Annotated in this window: 16 protein-coding genes and 1 tRNA gene; 5 read left to right on the forward strand and 12 right to left on the reverse strand. The window is 70.7% G+C overall.

Going from position 1 to position 15,555, the window contains the following annotated elements; translation table 11 throughout:
- Positions 1 to 10 precede the first annotated feature (10 nt).
- Positions 11 to 2,065: an MDR family MFS transporter gene (locus DEJ14_RS16215; RefSeq protein WP_111086333.1), complete on the reverse strand. Its 2,055-nt coding sequence runs from the start codon at positions 2,063 to 2,065 to the stop codon at positions 11 to 13.
- A 188-nt stretch (positions 2,066 to 2,253) separates the two neighbouring features.
- Here DEJ14_RS16215 and DEJ14_RS16220 point away from each other — a divergent pair, with 188 nt between their 5' ends.
- On the forward strand, positions 2,254 to 3,213 hold the full coding sequence (locus DEJ14_RS16220) for a phosphotransferase (RefSeq protein WP_111086334.1): 960 nt from the start codon (positions 2,254 to 2,256) through the stop codon (positions 3,211 to 3,213).
- 71 nt (positions 3,214 to 3,284) lie between these two features.
- Positions 3,285 to 3,731 (forward strand): hypothetical protein, encoded by a 447-nt coding sequence (locus DEJ14_RS16225; protein WP_111086335.1) that lies wholly within the window; start codon positions 3,285 to 3,287, stop codon positions 3,729 to 3,731.
- A 35-nt stretch (positions 3,732 to 3,766) separates the two neighbouring features.
- Here DEJ14_RS16225 and DEJ14_RS16230 read toward each other — a convergent pair whose 3' ends face one another.
- The 3 genes from DEJ14_RS16230 to DEJ14_RS16240 all read right to left on the reverse strand — a co-directional run bounded on the left by DEJ14_RS16230 (position 3,767) and on the right by DEJ14_RS16240 (position 6,401).
- Positions 3,767 to 5,224: an SPFH domain-containing protein gene (locus DEJ14_RS16230; protein ID WP_111086336.1), complete on the reverse strand. Its 1,458-nt coding sequence runs from the start codon at positions 5,222 to 5,224 to the stop codon at positions 3,767 to 3,769.
- A 141-nt stretch (positions 5,225 to 5,365) separates the two neighbouring features.
- Complete coding sequence (gene nadE, locus DEJ14_RS16235; RefSeq protein ID WP_111086342.1) at positions 5,366 to 6,193, reverse strand: NAD(+) synthase; 828 nt, start codon at positions 6,191 to 6,193, stop codon at positions 5,366 to 5,368.
- A 40-nt stretch (positions 6,194 to 6,233) separates the two neighbouring features.
- Entirely contained in the window at positions 6,234 to 6,401 is a 168-nt protein-coding gene (locus DEJ14_RS16240; RefSeq protein ID WP_181437621.1) for a hypothetical protein, read from the reverse strand.
- Positions 6,402 to 6,810: 409 nt separating this feature from the next.
- On the opposite strand from DEJ14_RS16240, the gene DEJ14_RS16245 reads away from it, so the two are divergent.
- Together DEJ14_RS16245 and DEJ14_RS16250 are read left to right on the forward strand one after the other, a co-directional pair.
- Positions 6,811 to 7,248, forward strand: coding sequence for a MarR family winged helix-turn-helix transcriptional regulator (locus DEJ14_RS16245; protein WP_111086337.1), 438 nt, complete (start codon positions 6,811 to 6,813; stop codon positions 7,246 to 7,248).
- Positions 7,249 to 7,366: 118 nt separating this feature from the next.
- The gene (locus DEJ14_RS16250; RefSeq protein ID WP_111085204.1) at positions 7,367 to 8,803 is read left to right on the forward strand and encodes an MATE family efflux transporter; all 1,437 of its coding nucleotides are present in this window, start codon (positions 7,367 to 7,369) and stop codon (positions 8,801 to 8,803) included.
- Between the two features lie 266 nt (positions 8,804 to 9,069).
- Here the strand turns inward: DEJ14_RS16250 and DEJ14_RS16255 are convergent, their stop codons facing one another.
- Positions 9,070 to 9,684, reverse strand: coding sequence for a copper resistance CopC family protein (locus tag DEJ14_RS16255; RefSeq protein ID WP_111085205.1), 615 nt, complete (start codon positions 9,682 to 9,684; stop codon positions 9,070 to 9,072).
- A gap of 41 nt (positions 9,685 to 9,725) precedes the next feature.
- Positions 9,726 to 9,893, reverse strand: a complete 168-nt coding sequence (locus DEJ14_RS16260; RefSeq protein ID WP_181437521.1) for a hypothetical protein — start codon at positions 9,891 to 9,893, stop codon at positions 9,726 to 9,728.
- Between the two features lie 215 nt (positions 9,894 to 10,108).
- Here DEJ14_RS16260 and DEJ14_RS16265 point away from each other — a divergent pair, with 215 nt between their 5' ends.
- The gene (locus DEJ14_RS16265) at positions 10,109 to 10,822 is read left to right on the forward strand and encodes an alpha/beta hydrolase (protein WP_111085354.1); all 714 of its coding nucleotides are present in this window, start codon (positions 10,109 to 10,111) and stop codon (positions 10,820 to 10,822) included.
- A 121-nt stretch (positions 10,823 to 10,943) separates the two neighbouring features.
- On the opposite strand, the gene argG is transcribed toward DEJ14_RS16265, so the two are convergent.
- The 6 genes from argG to DEJ14_RS16295 form a co-directional block, all read right to left on the reverse strand.
- On the reverse strand, positions 10,944 to 12,386 hold the full coding sequence (gene argG / locus DEJ14_RS16270; RefSeq protein ID WP_111085206.1) for an argininosuccinate synthase: 1,443 nt from the start codon (positions 12,384 to 12,386) through the stop codon (positions 10,944 to 10,946).
- A gap of 184 nt (positions 12,387 to 12,570) precedes the next feature.
- A tRNA-Arg gene (locus tag DEJ14_RS16275) sits at positions 12,571 to 12,645 on the reverse strand.
- Positions 12,646 to 12,658: 13 nt separating this feature from the next.
- On the reverse strand, positions 12,659 to 13,762 hold the full coding sequence (locus tag DEJ14_RS16280; protein ID WP_111085207.1) for an epoxide hydrolase family protein: 1,104 nt from the start codon (positions 13,760 to 13,762) through the stop codon (positions 12,659 to 12,661).
- Between the two features lie 62 nt (positions 13,763 to 13,824).
- Complete coding sequence (locus tag DEJ14_RS16285; protein WP_111085208.1) at positions 13,825 to 14,499, reverse strand: cation diffusion facilitator family transporter; 675 nt, start codon at positions 14,497 to 14,499, stop codon at positions 13,825 to 13,827.
- On the reverse strand, positions 14,496 to 14,849 hold the full coding sequence (gene cmtR / locus DEJ14_RS16290; RefSeq protein ID WP_111085209.1) for a Cd(II)/Pb(II)-sensing metalloregulatory transcriptional regulator CmtR: 354 nt from the start codon (positions 14,847 to 14,849) through the stop codon (positions 14,496 to 14,498). The genes DEJ14_RS16285 and cmtR overlap by 4 nt, the downstream gene beginning before the upstream one ends.
- 147 nt (positions 14,850 to 14,996) lie before the next feature.
- Positions 14,997 to 15,491, reverse strand: a complete 495-nt coding sequence (locus tag DEJ14_RS16295) for an HNH endonuclease (protein WP_111085210.1) — start codon at positions 15,489 to 15,491, stop codon at positions 14,997 to 14,999.
- Positions 15,492 to 15,555 lie beyond the last annotated feature (64 nt).

Raw genomic sequence — 15,555 nt, forward strand, 5'->3', positions numbered from 1 at the left:
GTGGCCGGTCCTACGCGCGGTCCCGCTGCACGGGGATCGATCCGGTGACGGGTGCCGTGGGCGACCCCATCGTGTCGGCCGCCTTGACGGCCTGCACCTCGAGGTCGTCGGCGGTGCCGGCCTGGTCGGCCTGCTCCTGCAGGGCCGAGCTCTTGCGGAGCGGCGGCGCCTTGAAGAACCAGCTGAGGATGAACGCCAGCAGGATCACGGCGAAGCCGACCCAGTAGACGGTCACGGCCGACGCGTTGAAGCCGGTCATGAACGGCTTGGTCAGTGCCGGGGTCGCACCGTTGAGGTAGGACGTGTCGCTCGTCTCGCTGCTCGAGCTGCTGCCGTCGCCGGCCCCCTTGTCGATCTGCTTCGACAGTTCGGGGGCGAGCTCACCGACCCAGTACGAGCGCTGTGAGGCGTCCGACCAGTCGACCACGAGCTTGCCGTCCTGCACGCTGGCGTGCGCCTTGTCGGCTGCGGCGGTGAGGGCCTGCTGCTGCACGGCCTCCGGCGCACCGGCCGTCGCCGTGGTGACCTGCGCCGTGGCCTGGTCGAGGCCGGACTGCACCTGCGACTTGACCGGGGTGACGATCGGGTTCCAGATCTGCTCCATGACCCCCGCGTTCGCCTTCGCCGTGGCCACGGTCGGGTTCAGGGCGGCGTCGAGCGCACCGGACAGGTTCTCCTGGTCCGCGGTGGCGTGCAGGATGTTCGCCGGCATGATCGAGAACAGGACGCTGAGCAGCACCGCCGTACCGAGCGTTCCACCGATCTGGCGGAAGAACGTGGCGGACGACGTCGCCACACCCATGTCCCGCGGCTGCACGGAGTTCTGCGAGGCGAGGGTGATGCTCTGCATGAGCTGCCCGAGGCCGAGGCCGATCAGGAACATGCCGATCATCAGGAACCAGAGCGGCTTGTCGATCGTCATGAACGTCAGGACGACGTAGCCGACCGAGACCAGGGCCGTGCCGATCACCGGGAAGATCCGGTAGCGACCGGTGCGGGCCACGATCTGCCCCGACGCGATCGAGGCGATCATCAGACCACCGATCATCGGCAGGGTCGCGAAGCCGGACTCCGTCGGGGTCAGCCCCGTGACGATCTGCAGGTACAGCGGGATGGTCAGCATGGCGCCGAACATCGCGAAGCCGACCAGGAACCCGAGGATCGTGGCCATCGAGAAGGTGCCCGAACGGAAGAGCTTGAGCGGGATGATCGCGTCGTCCTTCATCAGGGTCTCGATCACCAGGAAGGCGACGAGTCCGAGCGCGCCGATCACGTAGCAGGCGATGGCGCCGGCCGATCCCCAACCCCAGGTGCGGCCCTGCTCGGCCACGAGCAGGAGCGGGACGAGCGTCGCGATGACCGAGGTGGCACCCCACCAGTCGATGCGCGGCTTCGCCTTGGCGTCACCGAACTTCGGCAGGTGCAGGAAGGCGATGACCATCAGGAGCGCCGCGACGCCGATCGGCACGTTGATCAGGAAGACCCAGCGCCATCCGGTGACACCGAGGATCGTGCTCGCGCCGGCGAACAGGCCACCGATGAGCGGGCCGATGACGGACGAGATGCCGAAGACGGCCAGGAAGTAGCCCTGGTACTTGGCACGCTCACGCGGGGCGAGGATGTCACCCATGATCGCGAGCGGCAGCGACATCAGCGCACCGGCACCGAGGCCCTGGAAGGCACGGAACGCGGCGAGCATGATCATCGAGGTCGACATCGTCGAGAGCAGCGAGCCGAGGATGAAGACCGCGATGCCGAAGATGTAGAGCGGCCGGCGGCCGAAGACGTCGGAGAGCTTGCCGTAGATCGGCGTCGTGATGGTCGACGCGATCAGGTACGCGGTCGTGACCCACGCCTGCTGGTCGAGACCGTGCAGGTCGTCGCCGATGGTGCGGATCGCGGTGCCGACGATCGTCTGGTCGAGCGACGACAGGAACATGCCGGCCATGAGGCCGTAGATGACGAGCAGGATCTGACGGTGCGACATGATCGGCTTGCCCGGCGTGCTGGCCGGGGAGTCGTGTCGTCCGCGCGACACCTCGACGGGTGCGGTGGCAGTAGACATGGGGGTCCTTCAGGGGTGCGTGGTGGTCGTCGTGCGGGCAAGGGACGCCGGAGCGTGCGTGGCGGGCCGTCGAACGGCGGGTCAACCTTGCAGACGCTGCAACTTTACATCACGAGCACCTTTGCCGCCAGCGCAAACTTGCCGTCCGTGCACGTTCGTGAACGGCTTCTCAGGTAGCGTCGTCGGCCATGGGGAGAACTGCGTGGACGGACGTGCCGGCGATCCTGCGCGAACGGGTGGAGCAGACCCTCGGCGGAACGGCGACGACCACCGAGTCACAGGAGGCCGGGTGGTCGCCGGGGAGTGCCGACCGAGTGGCCACGGCGACGGGGCGACGGGCGTTCGTCAAGACGGTCTCGCGATCGCGGAACGCCGATGCCTTCGACCTGCACCGCCGGGAAGCCCGGGTGGTGGCGCAGCTGCCGTCGACCGTGCAAGCGCCGCCCCTGCTGGACGCCTTCGACGCCACCGTGGACGGCGACGAGTGGGTCGTCCTCGTCCTCGAGGACGTCGCCGGCAGGCACCCCGGGGAATCGCTCAACGGCTCCGACACCGCGGCGGTGCTCGATGCGCTGGACACCCTGCCGGCGGCCACCGGCGACCTCGGCACGCTCCCCCGGATCGCCGACGACCTGCGACACGAGTTCGGCGCCTGGGACCGGATGCTCGGCGACCCCACCCTTGCCGATCGGGTCGCCGAGGTCGTGCCGGCGCACGTGCTCGCCGCCGGCCCCGCGTTCGCCAGCGCCGCCGCCCGGGCAGCGACCCTCGTCGACGGCGAGCACCTCGTGCACGCCGACTGCCGTGCCGACAACCTGCTCGTCGACGACTCCGGTGTCGTCTGGGTCGTGGACTGGCCGTGGGCGAGCATCGGCGCGCACTGGCTCGACCCGCTGACCTACCTGAACGACACGCTCGTCCGCGGCGAGGACAGCGACGTCGAGCACCACCTCGCCACCCACGCGGTGTTCGCCGGTGTGCCTGCCACCACCGTCGACGCCGTGCTCGCCGGTCTCGCCGGTCTGTTCTTCGAGCACGCGCTGCCGCCGGCACCGCCGAACATGCCGACCATCCGTGACTTCCAACGGCGCGAGGGTCTGGCCGCGGCGGAGTGGTTGCTCCGCAGGTGGGACACGACACCGCACTGACGACGAACGACAGGCGTCGGGTACCCCGTCTGTCCAGCAAGCGCGGCACCACGGAGCGTACGGTCCCCCGCATGACTGATGAGCACCGCACTCCGCGTCCCGAAGACGACGCCGCGCGCCTCGGTCTCGTCGTCGTCGGAGAGGCAGCAGCGCTGCACTCCGGTGACGAGGCGGCACTGGACGCGAGCGAGCAGAACATCCGCGACACCATCGACGAGATGGTCGACGAGCCCCTGACCCCACGCCAGGAACAGGTGGTCGAACGACTCGCATCCGCCGGTGGGACCCTCACCGCCGGACTCAGCGGTGCGCTCGCGGCGCAGACCGGACGGAGCGTCGACGACATCCTCGAGGGCGCGGCCCGCAGCGTCGTGTGGCAGCAGCGGCTCGCCGACCAGCGCGACGCCGCCGGCGGCGAGGACCCGCGCGACGCCGACCCGCGCAACGGCGGTCAGCGTGAGGACGCCGGTGGCCAGCAGCGCGAGCGCCGGGACGAGAACGGGCGCGACGAGGACTGATCCTCGCCACGCCCGCTGCGCGCTGCCGCTGACGACTACTCGATCGGCTCCACGGCACCGGTGGACTGCTCGCGCACGACGGCCCGTGCGGCAGCCTGCCCCGTCGTCGCACTCTTGACGATGTCGCTCAGGGTGAACCCGGCGGTCGTCCCGAGCAGGGCGTCGACCTCGCTGAACTGGCTCACGATGCTCTTCGACAGGGCACCGGCGCCGTCGGAGGACACCACGGTCAGCTTGTCGATGTTGCCCATCGGCGCGGCGAGCTCGCGGGCGATGCTCGGCAGGGTCTCGATGGCCTTGACGCGCAGGACGGCTTCGGAGTGCTGCGCGAGTGCGTCGGCCTGGGCCTTCGTGGCGTCCGCCTCGGCCTGACCCTTGGCGCGGATCGCGTCGGCCGCTGCCTCACCTTCGGCACGGGAGGCATCGGCGGCCAGCTTGCGCGCCTCGGACTCGGCCTTCGCCTCGGCTGCGATCGCCTCGGCGGAGATGCGACGGGCCTCGGCCTGGGCGCGGGCCGTCTCGACCTGGGCTCCGGCAGCCGCTTCGGCCTCGACACGGGTCTTGCGCGCCTGCGCCTCGGCGACGGCGGAGACCTCGGACTCGAGCTCGGCACGGCGTAGCTCGGCACGCTTCTGCGCGGTGATCTGCTCCTGCTCGACGACGCCCTGCGCCGCACGGGCCTGGGCGAGCGGACCGGCGGCTGCGGCCTCGGCCGATGCCCGGTCGGCGTCGAGCTGCAGCGCGGCACGGCGGATCGCCAGGGTGTTCTCGGCTTCGGCGATGGCCTGGTCGGCGGTGGCACGGGCCTCTCGTGCTTCGCGGTCGGCCTGCGCCTCGGCGTTCTCCGCCTCGAGCCGGACCCGGGCGCGCTCGGCACGACCGAGGTCGCTGATGTACTCGTTGCGGTCCGAGATGCCCTTGATCTCGAAGGAGTCGACGTCGAGGCCCTGGCTGTGCAGGGCTTCCTTCGCCACGTCGAGCACCGCGACGGTGAGCTGGTCGCGGTTGCGGATGATCGTGGACACGTCGGTCGCACCGATCGACGCGCGGAGTGAACCCGACAGGACCTCGCGCGCGAAGTCGTCGATCTTCTTCTCCTGCCCGAGGAACCGCTGCGCGGCCGCCCGGATCGACGCGTCGGTCTCGCCGACCTTGACGAGCGCGACCGCTTCGACGTCGATCGTCACGCCGCGGGAGTCCTGCGCGTTGACGTTGATGTCGATCGCCCGCGAGCTGAGCGAGAGCTTCGCGACCTTCTCGAAGAACGGCCGGACGAGGACGCCGGCGCCGAGCACGACCTTGATGCCGGACTCGACGGTCTCGGTGCCGTCGTCGTTCTTGACCTTGCGTGAGCGCTTGCCGGTGATGATGAGCGCTTCGTCGGCGCCGGCGTTGCGGTACACGACCTTCGCGTAGATCAGCGCGATCACGGCGAGGACGATGATCCCCACGATGATCAGCGGGATGGCTCCGAGCGCGAACAGGACTTCCATGACTCCCCCTCCGGTCCAGGCGCCAGCCTGGATTCCGCATCTGTTGTTCCGTCGGCTCCCATCCTAGGAGACCGCGCGGACGGACAGGAGGCGCGGCAGGATCACCTGCAGCGCGCCTCCTGTCGATGGTCGCGTCAGCGCCTACGCGCCCGCACGCCACCAGTCGTCGAACGGCGTCGCCGGCACCTGGCGCTTGTGCTCGGTCGCGCGGTACCGCGCCTCGATCGCCTCGGCGACCTCGAGCGGCACGTCGTGCCCCTGCAGGTAGGCGTCGATCTCGGCGTAGGACAGCCCGAGGTTCGCTTCGTCGGTCTGGCCGGGCGTCTCGTCGAGCAGGTCTGCAGTGGGGGCCTTCTCGTACAGGCGGGCGGGCGCCCCGAGGTGCTCGAGCAGCTGCCGCCCCTGGCTCTTCGACAGGCCGGTGAGCGGCGTCAGGTCGACGCCGCCGTCGCCGTACTTCGTGAAGAAGCCGGTGACCGCCTCGGCCGCGTGGTCGGTCCCGACGACGAGCAGCCCGCGCTGGCCGGCGACGGCGTACTGGGCGACCATGCGCATCCGGGCCTTGACGTTGCCCTTCACGAAGTCGCTCAGCTCGGCGCCGGAAGCAGCGGTGTCCTGCATGACACCGTCGACGCCGTGCTCGATGTTGACGGTGATGCCCGGGTCGGCTGCGATGAACTGCAGGGCGAGCTGGGCGTCGTCCTCGTCGGCCTGCACGCGGTAGGGCATGCGGACGGTCGTGAACTCGGCGGGGTGCCCCTCGGCGCGGAGGGACTCGACCGCGAGCTGGGTCAGGCGCCCGGCGAGCGTGGAGTCCTGGCCGCCACTGATCGCGAGCAGGAAGCCCTTCGCGCCGGTCGTGAGCAGGTAGTCACGGAGGAACCCGACACGGCGGGCGATCTCCTGCTCCGGCTCGATGGTCGGCTGGACGTTGAGGTCCGCGGCGATGGCGGCTTGGAGTTCACGCACCACCCCAGTATCCCGCTGCACCCGCCGGTGTGCACGGGGTTCAGCGGGCGGGTTCTGCGTGCAGCGGCCGGATCGTGTTGTCGTGGTCGACTCCGATGGCGCAGGTGCAGACGACGCCGAGCGTCTCGGCGCTCTGCGTCAGCCGGAACCGCTCGACGTGCGGCGGGCCGACTCGACGGTCGAGCGGGTGGGTGTCGTGATCGTGCACGGTGGTCCTCACTGACTCGTGGCGGTGCGGATGTCCGGTGCGGCGGCGGCCCGAACCGCCACCGCACCGGAGGGCCCGAGGCGACCCGAACGCCGCGGCCCCGTGGAGACGCACGCCGGTACCCGCCGGCGCGCGTCGGAGTTCATGGACGCCGGCGGCGTCGCGCTCGGAGCGCAGTGCGAGTCATGGGTCCCTTTCCCGGGCGGAAGTCCGCCGCTGCTGATCCATCCCCCGGCGGTCCGACGGGAGATCCGAACGATCCGCTGCCGGACCGAGGACGACGGGTGGTGAGGCCGTCTTCCTGTGCAAGCTACCAGCGGCACGACCCGAGGCCATACCCCCGTTCCGGGGTCGAAGTCGGATCGAGTCTTCGTTGACAGTTAGATATCAAACAGTTAGAGTTCTGATCATGCAGGCACCGGACCTCACCACTCCGCTCGAACTCATGCGGTGGATCGGATGGGCACAGCGCAAGGCGGCCGACGAGTGGGTCCGTGATCGGGACCTCACCCGCGAGCAGAGCTTCGTGCTCGGGTACCTGCAGCAGAACCCAGGAGCGATCCAACGCGACATCGCCGAGATCACCCGGACCAGCGCGGCCAGCGTCTCGAGTCTCCTGCAGGGCCTCGAGCGGCGCGGCCTCGTCGAACGACGCCCCGACGCCACGAACGGACGGACGAAGACCGTGCACGCCACCCCGGCGGGCATCGACCTCATCGCCGGCTTCACCGACGCGATGGTCGCCCTCGACGACACCCTGCTCGCACCACTCGACACGGACGAACGCGCCACCCTGCGGCGCCTGCTGCAGAAGGTGACCGCGGAACTCGCACCGCCGACGCGGTAGCACCGCCCCGGCACCGACGTCACCGGCGCGCTCGACGCGCCCCGGGCCTCCCCCGCCCCCCCCCCCGCACGCGACGGCATCCCGTCGCGCCCTCAGCCCTGCCCACGAGGAGGCAGTCATGACCACCACCACCCCCGAGAACACCGCCGCGGCCACCAACCGCTGGTACCTCTCCGCCGCCCCGATCGCCCGGGCCCTCGTGCACCTGTGTGTGCCGATGGCCGCTGCGATGGTCGTCAGCGCCCTGTACAACGTCATTAACGCCGGCTTCATCGGCTCGCAGCACGACACCTCGCTGCTCGCCGCGATCACCTTCGGCACCCCGCTGCTCGGCATCGTGATGGCCGTCGGCGGTGTGTTCGGCGGCGGTGGCAGCGCTCTGATGTCCCGCCTGCTCGGCGCCTCGGAGCACGACCCCGCCAAAGCGCGGGACATCAAGCACGTCGCCTCGTTCGCGCTGTGGGGAGCCGTCGTCACCGGCGCCGTCCTCGCCGTCGTCGGGCTCGTGTTCCTGCGCCCCCTCGTCGCCGTGCTCGGTGCCGACGCAGCAGCAGTCCCCGCCACGAGCGAGTACGTCGCCGTGATGCTCGCGTTCGTCCCGGTGCTCGCCTCGTCGTTCGCCCTCGAGCAGATCGTCCGCTCCGAGGGTGCCGCACGCCAGGCGATGATCGGCCTGGTCCTGTCGACGATCGGGAACCTGGTGTTCGACGTGCTCTTCATCCTCGTGCTGCACTGGGGGGTCGGCGGTGCAGCACTGGCCGTCGGACTCGCGAACGTCGTGTCGATCGCCTACTGGGTGACCTGGCTGCAGCGGAACAGCGAGAACGTCAGCTTCGCGCCGAAGTGGTTCACGCTCCGTGCCGACATCCTGAAGCCCGTCTTCGGCATCGGCGTCGGCGAACTGCTGCAGTCCGCCTTCCTGATCGTCACGACGCTCGTGCTCAACAACCTCGCTGCCGCATACGGCGACGACCCGCTCGCCGCCATGGGCGTCGCGGTCCGCATCGCGCAGGTGCCGGAGTTCCTGGTGATGGGCGTCACGATCGGCGTGCTGCCGCTGCTCGCCTACGCGTTCGGCAAGGGCGACGCCGCACGCCTCCGGGCCGCCCTGCGCGGAGCCGCCTTCACGGTCGGCGCGATCGTCCTCGTGTTCTCCGGCGCGGTCTTCACCTTCCGCGAGCAGGTGTTCACGATCTTCTCCGGCGACCACTCGGTCCTCGCGATCGGCCTGACGATCCTGACGGCGCAGCTCGTCGCCGCCATCGTGAACGGGTTCACGGGATTGCTCACCTCGCTGTTCCAGGCGACCGGCATGGTGCTGCCCGCGATGGTGCTGTCGCTGGCGCAGGGCGTGCTGTTCATCCCGATCGTCATCGTCGGCAACCTGTGGTTCGGACTCGCCGGGATCATCTGGGCGCTGACCGTCACCGAGGTCATCGTGTTCGTCGCTGCGGTGGTGCTGTGGCTGGCCTCGCGCGGGAAGATCGCGCGCGGCCTGGCCGCCGGCAGCGAGGAGCGGGCGGACGCCGCGCTCGAGGAGGCGCCCGCCGCGTGACGCGGTGCTCTTGGCACGCGCTCGTGCGCATGGTGAGCAGAAGAGGTCGGGTCCCGTTCCAGGACCCGACCTCTTCTGCTCACGAAGCGGGGGTGAACGCGGCCGGCGTCGGACGGGAGGCCCGTGGCGGCCGGGTGACGGGCCTCCCGTCCGGTGCGTGGCCGGGTTGCAGGCGCGGCGCATGGTGCGCAGGAAAGGTCGAGTGGCGCTCGGCCACCTGACCGTTCCTGCTCACGAAGTGCGCGGAGGGCGCTCGGTGCGGCGCGCTACGCGCGGCCTCGGCCGCCGCCGCCGCGGCGCAGGAGGAGCACGACGACGGCCCCGGCGGCGAGCACCGTGCCGGCGCCGAGCGCGACCCAGACACCCGGGGCGATGCCGGGCGCCGAGTCGGGCGCGCCATCGGATGCCCCGGTGGCCGTCGCGGTCGACGTCGGAGTGGGGGCGACGGGGTCCGACGTCGGCACCGTCGTCGCCGGAGTCGTCGCGGACGGTGTCGTGACCGCGGCGCGGTACTCGAACCCGTACGTGCCGTCGATCGGGTGCCCGTCCGGCGACACGTACCGCCAGAGCACCGTGTACGCGCCGTTCTCGAGGTCGACGGCCTTGCCCATCGTCATGCCGGAGACGGTCACCTCGCCCGCCGACACATCGGTGCCGTCGGCGTCGGTGACCTGGATCCGCAGTCCCGCGTCGAGACCCGCGAGCGGAGCCTCGCTGAACGTCAGGTCGACCCGGTCGAGCGGCTCGGTGACGACCGCGCCGTCAGCGGGCGAGCTGCCGGTGAGGGCCGAGTGCGCCGAGGCCGGTTGGACCCCGATGAGCGCCAGGAGCCCTCCGACGACGATCGCGAGGGAAGCTGCCGTCGTTCGTCCTGTCCGCATGCACAGACTCTACAAGCCGTAGAGCAGCGGAGCGGAACGGATCAGATCTGCTCGCCGAGGAAGTCGGCGTAGGACGGCTCGCGCCGGGCGTCGCCCGTGCTGGTGGACGCGTGGCCCGTTCCTTCGAGGCGCTCGGCCACGAGGGCTTCGAGGTCCTCCGGCGACCGGAGACCGTGACGGTGCCAGTCGTGCTGCATTCTGGCGGCCATGATGACCAGCCCTTCGTCGAGATGATGCGCATCTCGGATTCGTCCGGATCGACCCGCTGTGCCAGACCCCACAAGCGTGTGGGGAGCATCGTGACGACGGGTCCCTGATGACCGATCCAGTTCCTCCACGGTAGGGGTTCCGTCCGATGTCGTCGAGTCCGATGCGCTTCTCGGCCGACCGCACGCCGCCGGCCGGTCGGCCGTACCGTCGACGCATGGAGATCCTCTTCGTTCACGGCGCCCTCGTCCGCGACGGTGCCTGGTGGTGGCAGCCCACCGCTGAGCTGTTCCACGGCAGCACCGGCATCCGCAGTCGGGCGGTCGCGCTGCCGTCCTGCGGCGAGGGCCCGGCGGGTCACCCCGACGGTGGGCTCGCCGAGGACGCAGCCGCCCTGCGCGCCGCCCTCGACGACAGCGACGGGGCGATCGTCGTCGGACACTCCTACGGCGGCACCGTCATCGCCGAGGCCGGTCAGCACGACGCCGTCGCACACCTGCTGTACGTGTCCTCGTACCTGCCCGACGTCGGCTCTGCACAGGCCGGCATCATGGCCGACGAGCCCGACCCCGTGTCGATCGGCCCGGCCGGTGACGGTGTCCTCGCCGTCGCCGGGTACGACGCTGCGTCCTTCGGTGCGCGCTTCCTGCAGGACGCCGACGGGAACACGCAGCGAGCGGCATGGGGGCGGGTGACCGCCCAGTCGGCGGGGGCGTTCGTGACGCCGACGACGGCAGCAGGGTGGCAGGACGTCGACTCGACCTCCCTCGTCTGCACCGAGGACCGCAGCACCACCGTGGGGCTGAAGCGCGCGCACGCGGCGCGGGCGACGCGCAGCGTCGACGTGCCGACCGGGCACCACCCGTTCATCACCCGGCCCGACCTGGTCGTCGAGCAGCTGGAGCTGCTGCTCGGAGGTGCCACGGCCTGAGTCGGCGGCAGGACGACGGACGGGAGGCGCGATGCCAGCTGGCACCGCGCCTCCCGTCAGGCTCTTTGCGCGTCTACGGCGCGTGACCGGCCGCGTGGTACCGGTCCCGTGGCGCCGCTCTTCAGTCGGTGCCGGAGTCGAAGGCTGCGCCCTCGGACGCGAGGTCCGTCCGGCGTCCGAGCGCGTCCTCGGCATCCGAGGCGATGACGGCGCCACCGAGGATCTCCTCGGATTCGCCCGCCTCGAGCTCGCCGACGAGCTCGGCCGTCGCACCGCCGATGAGACCGGCGGCCGCGTACTGCTCGAGCCTCGACCGGGAGTCCGCGATGTCGAGGTTGCGCATCGTCAGCTGACCGATGCGGTCGTCCGGACCGAAGGCGGCGTCGCCGACCCGCTCCATCGAGAGCTTGTCGGGGTGGTACGACAGCGCCGGACCCGTGGTGTCGAGGATCGTGTAGTCGTCGCCGCGACGCAGGCGCAGCGTGACCTCGCCGGTGACGGCCGACGCGACCCAGCGCTGCAGGGACTCGCGGAGCATGAGCGACTGCGGGTCGAGCCAGCGGCCCTCGTACATCAGGCGCCCGAGTCGGCGGCCCTCGTTGTGGTACGACGCCACGGTGTCCTCGTTGTGGATCGCGTTGAGCAGCCGCTCGTAGGCGATGTGCAGCAGGGCCATGCCCGGTGCCTCGTAGATGCCGCGGCTCTTCGCCTCGATGATGCGGTTCTCGATCTGGTCGGACGCGCCGAGGCCGTGACGACCGCCGGTCGCGTTCGCCTCGTAGACCAGGGCGACGGCGTCCGTGTACTCCTGGCCGTTGATCGCGACGGGGCGTCCGGCCTCGAAGCGGATGCTGACGACCTCCGTGGCGACCTCGACGTCGTCACGCCAGGCGGCGACGCCCATGATCGGCTCGACGATGTCCAGGCCGCTCGAGAGCTCTTCGAGGCTCTTCGCCTCGTGCGTGGCACCCCAGATGTTGGCGTCGGTCGAGTACGCCTTCTCGGCGGAGTCGCGGTACGGGAAGCCGCGGGCGACGAGCCACTCGCTCATCTCCTTGCGGCCGCCGAGCTCCTCGACGAACTCGGAGTCGAGCCACGGCTTGTAGACGCGCAGACGCGGGTTGGCCATCAGGCCGTAGCGGTAGAACCGCTCGATGTCGTTGCCCTTGTAGGTGGAGCCGTCGCCCCAGATGTCGACGCCGTCCTCCTTCATCGCGCGGACGAGCATCGTGCCCGTCACCGCTCGACCGAGGGGCGTCGTGTTGAAGTACGTCTTGCCGCCGGAACGGATGTGGAACGCGCCGGTCTGCAGGGCGACGAGGCCCTCTTCCACCAGGGCGCTCTTCGCGTCGACCAGGCGGGCGATCTCGGCGCCGTACTCGTGGGCGCGGCTCGGGACGGCGTCGATGTCCGGCTCGTCGTACTGACCGATGTCGGCCGTGTACGTGCAGGGGATCGCCCCCTTCTCGCGCATCCAGGCAACGGCGCAGGAGGTGTCGAGACCCCCTGAGAACGCGATGCCGACTCGTTCGCCGACGGGGAGACTGCTCAGGACCTTGGACACGGGGTCAATCGTACGGGGAGTCCAGCCGGTACAACGACCGGCAAAGTGCCCGTGGAAGGCGCTGCAGGAACTCGAACCCCGTCGACCTGCTGGTGCCCCTGGAGGGCGCGGCAGGGACTCGAACCCCGTCGACCTGCTGGTGCCCCTGGAGGGCGCGGCAGGGACTCGAACCCCGTCGACCTGCTGGTGCCCCTGGAGGGACTCGAACCCCCAACCGTTTCCTTAGGACGGAACTGCTCTTCCATTGAGCTACAGAGGCTGGCCCGTCCACTCTAGCGGCGGAACGGCTCCAGGAAGGTCGTGAGCTCGTCGACGTACAGCGCCGGTTGCTCGAACGGCGCGAAGTGCCCACCGCGCGGCATCATCCGGTACGACACCAGGTTCGTCGTCCGCTCGAGCCACGCCCGCGGCGGCTCCACCAGGTCGCCGGGGAACAGCGAGAAGCCGGACGGCACCTCGACCCGCCGGGCCGACTGCTCCGGCGGGATCGCGGCGTTCGCGTGGTACATCCGCATCGCGGAACCGATCGTGCCGGTGGCCCAGTACTCGGTCAGGAGCGCGAGCACCTCGTCCTGCGTGTAGACGGACCAGAGGTCGCCGTCGCAGTCGCTCCACGACCGCAGCTTCTCCACGATCCACGCGGCGAGCCCGGCGGGTGAGTCGTTCAGGCCGACCGCGGCGGTCTGCGGCTTGGTGCGGTGCATCATCGCGTAGGCACCCTCGGCGTCGCGCCACCGGGCGGTCGCCGCGACGAACCCGCGTTCCTCCGGCGCCAACGTGTCGAGGTCGATGCCGGGCCAGGCGAGCCCGCCGTCGATGCGGTGCACGGCGACGACCCGGTCGGCGTGGTCGAGCGCGAGGTACCGGGCGACGTGCGTGCCGATGTCCCCGCCGGCAACCGCGAAGCGTTCGTAACCCAACTCCGTCATCAGTTGGGCCCACATGCCGGCGACCGCGCGGGCGTCGATCGGCTGCGGCGGGGCTTCGGAGAACCCGTACCCGGGCATGTCCGGCACGATCACGTCGAACCCGGCCTCGACGAGCATCGGCAGGACCTTGCGGTACCGCCACCCGGAGTCCGGCCAGCCGTGGGCGAGCAGGAGCGGCAGCGCATCCTCGGCGTCGGCCCGGGCGTGCAGCACGTGGATCCCGGTGCCGTCGATCGTCAGCCGTCGGCTCGGCAGTGCGGCGAGCTGTGCTCGGTGCGCGTCGAAGTCGAAGCCGTCGGCCCAGTACTCGATGAGGGACCGGAGCTCGTCGACGTCCGCGCCGAGGGACCAGCCAGTGCCGGCGGGTGCGTCCGGCCAGCGCGTGGCCCGCAGTCGCGCGCGGAGGTCCTCGATGGTCGCGTCGTCGATCTGCGGTGTCTCACCCATGTCCGCGACGCTACTCAGCGGGACCGACACGTGGACGGCTGGCACTGACGCCCGACCCCGCGTCAGCAGCAGTCGCAGGCGTCGGCTGCACGCTCGCCGGTCAGGGCAGCGACCGGCTGCTTGCACGCGTCGCCGCGCCAGGCCTCGAGCCCCTCGCGCACCGCGAACACGACGACGACCAAGCCGGCCACCGGATCAGCCCACGACCACCCGAACAGCGTGTTCAGGAGCAGACCGATCAACACCGCGGCGGACAGGTAGCTGCACACCAGGGTCTGCTTCGAGTCCGCGATCGCCGACGCCGAACCGAGCTCCTTGCCGGTCCGCCGTTCGACCAGGCTGAGGAACGGCATCACGGCCAGGCTGACCGCCGCCAGCACGATCCCGACGGTGCTGTGCTCCGGCTCGCGCACCCCGGTCAGGGTCAGCACCGCATCGCCGCTGACGTACAGCGCCAACCCGAAGAAGGAGACCGCGATGACCTTGAGCGCGACGCGTTCCCGCGCTTCGGGGTCCGGCCCCGCGAACTGCCACGCGACCGCCGCGGCGGACAGGACCTCGACGACGGAGTCGAGTCCGAAGCCGATGAGCGCTGTCGACGATGCCACCGAACCGGCTGCGATCGCGATGACCGCCTCGATGACGTTGTAGGTGATCGTCGCGGCGACGATCCAGCGGATCCGTCGCTGCAGCACCCGTCGGCGATCGGGCACGACCGCAGCCGTCACCCCGGTCATGCGCCGGGCCCGCAGCAGAGCGGGACGTCGCAGTCCTCGTCGGTGCACGCTTCGCCGTCGTCGACGGCGAGCACGACCTCGAGGAGCGAGCGGATCGCGGCCCCGAGGTGCGGGTCGGCGATCTCGTACCGGGTGGACCGCCCCTCGGGCACGGCGACGACGATCCCGCATCCGCGCAGGCAGGCGAGGTGGTTCGAGACGTTCGAGCGGGTGAGCCCCAGGTCGGTCGCGAGCCGGCCCGGGTGGACCGGCGCCTCGAGCATCTCGAGCAGGATCAGGGATCGTGTCCGGTCCGCCATCGCCCGGCCGAGCCGGTGCATGACGTCGAGCCGCGGTGCAGTGGTCAGCATGCGCTGACCATACAGCGTCCGCTGACGTGTTGCGAGCGGACGGCGGACAGGAGGCCCGTGGCGGCCCCGCCACCCCTCCCTCGCAAGCTCGGTCGGCGCGGCCCGCGTGACGCTTCGCGCCACCGCTGAGCGTGCCGCGCCCGTCCGCTACGCGGCGACCAGGTACTCGTCCCACTCCGCCTGCGGACGCTCGATTCCGCGCACGACCCACGACGACCCGTGTGGGATCTTCGGACGGAAGCGCAGCCGCCACCCCATCTCCTGCGGGGTGCGGTCACCCTTCTCGTTGTTGCAGGCCAGGCAGCAGGCCACGAGGTTCTCCCACGAGTCCTGCCCACCGCGCGACTTCGGCTGCACGTGGTCGATGGTCGTCGCGTGCCGGTCGCAGTACGCGCACCGGTTGGCGTCACGGCGCAGGACTCCGCGGCGCGACACCGGCACGAGTCTCGAGTGCGGGATGCGCACGTACCGGGTGAGGATGATGACGGACGGCCGATCGAAGCTCGAGGTCGACCCGGTCACCGGGTGTTCGAGGTCGGCCGCGACGACGGAGGCCTTCTGGTTCATGACCAGCACGAGGGCTCGTCGGAACGAGATCACCGCGAGGGGCTCGTAACCGGCGTTGAGGACGAGAGTGCGCATTGGTTCCCTTCCGACGTGCCTGGACGGCTTCCAGGCGCTGCGGGTGCGTCGGACCGGGGTCCTT

Origin of the sequence: Curtobacterium sp. MCJR17_020 (assembly GCF_003234365.2) — a bacterium.
In the GTDB taxonomy this organism is placed as follows: Bacteria; Actinomycetota; Actinomycetes; order Actinomycetales; family Microbacteriaceae; genus Curtobacterium.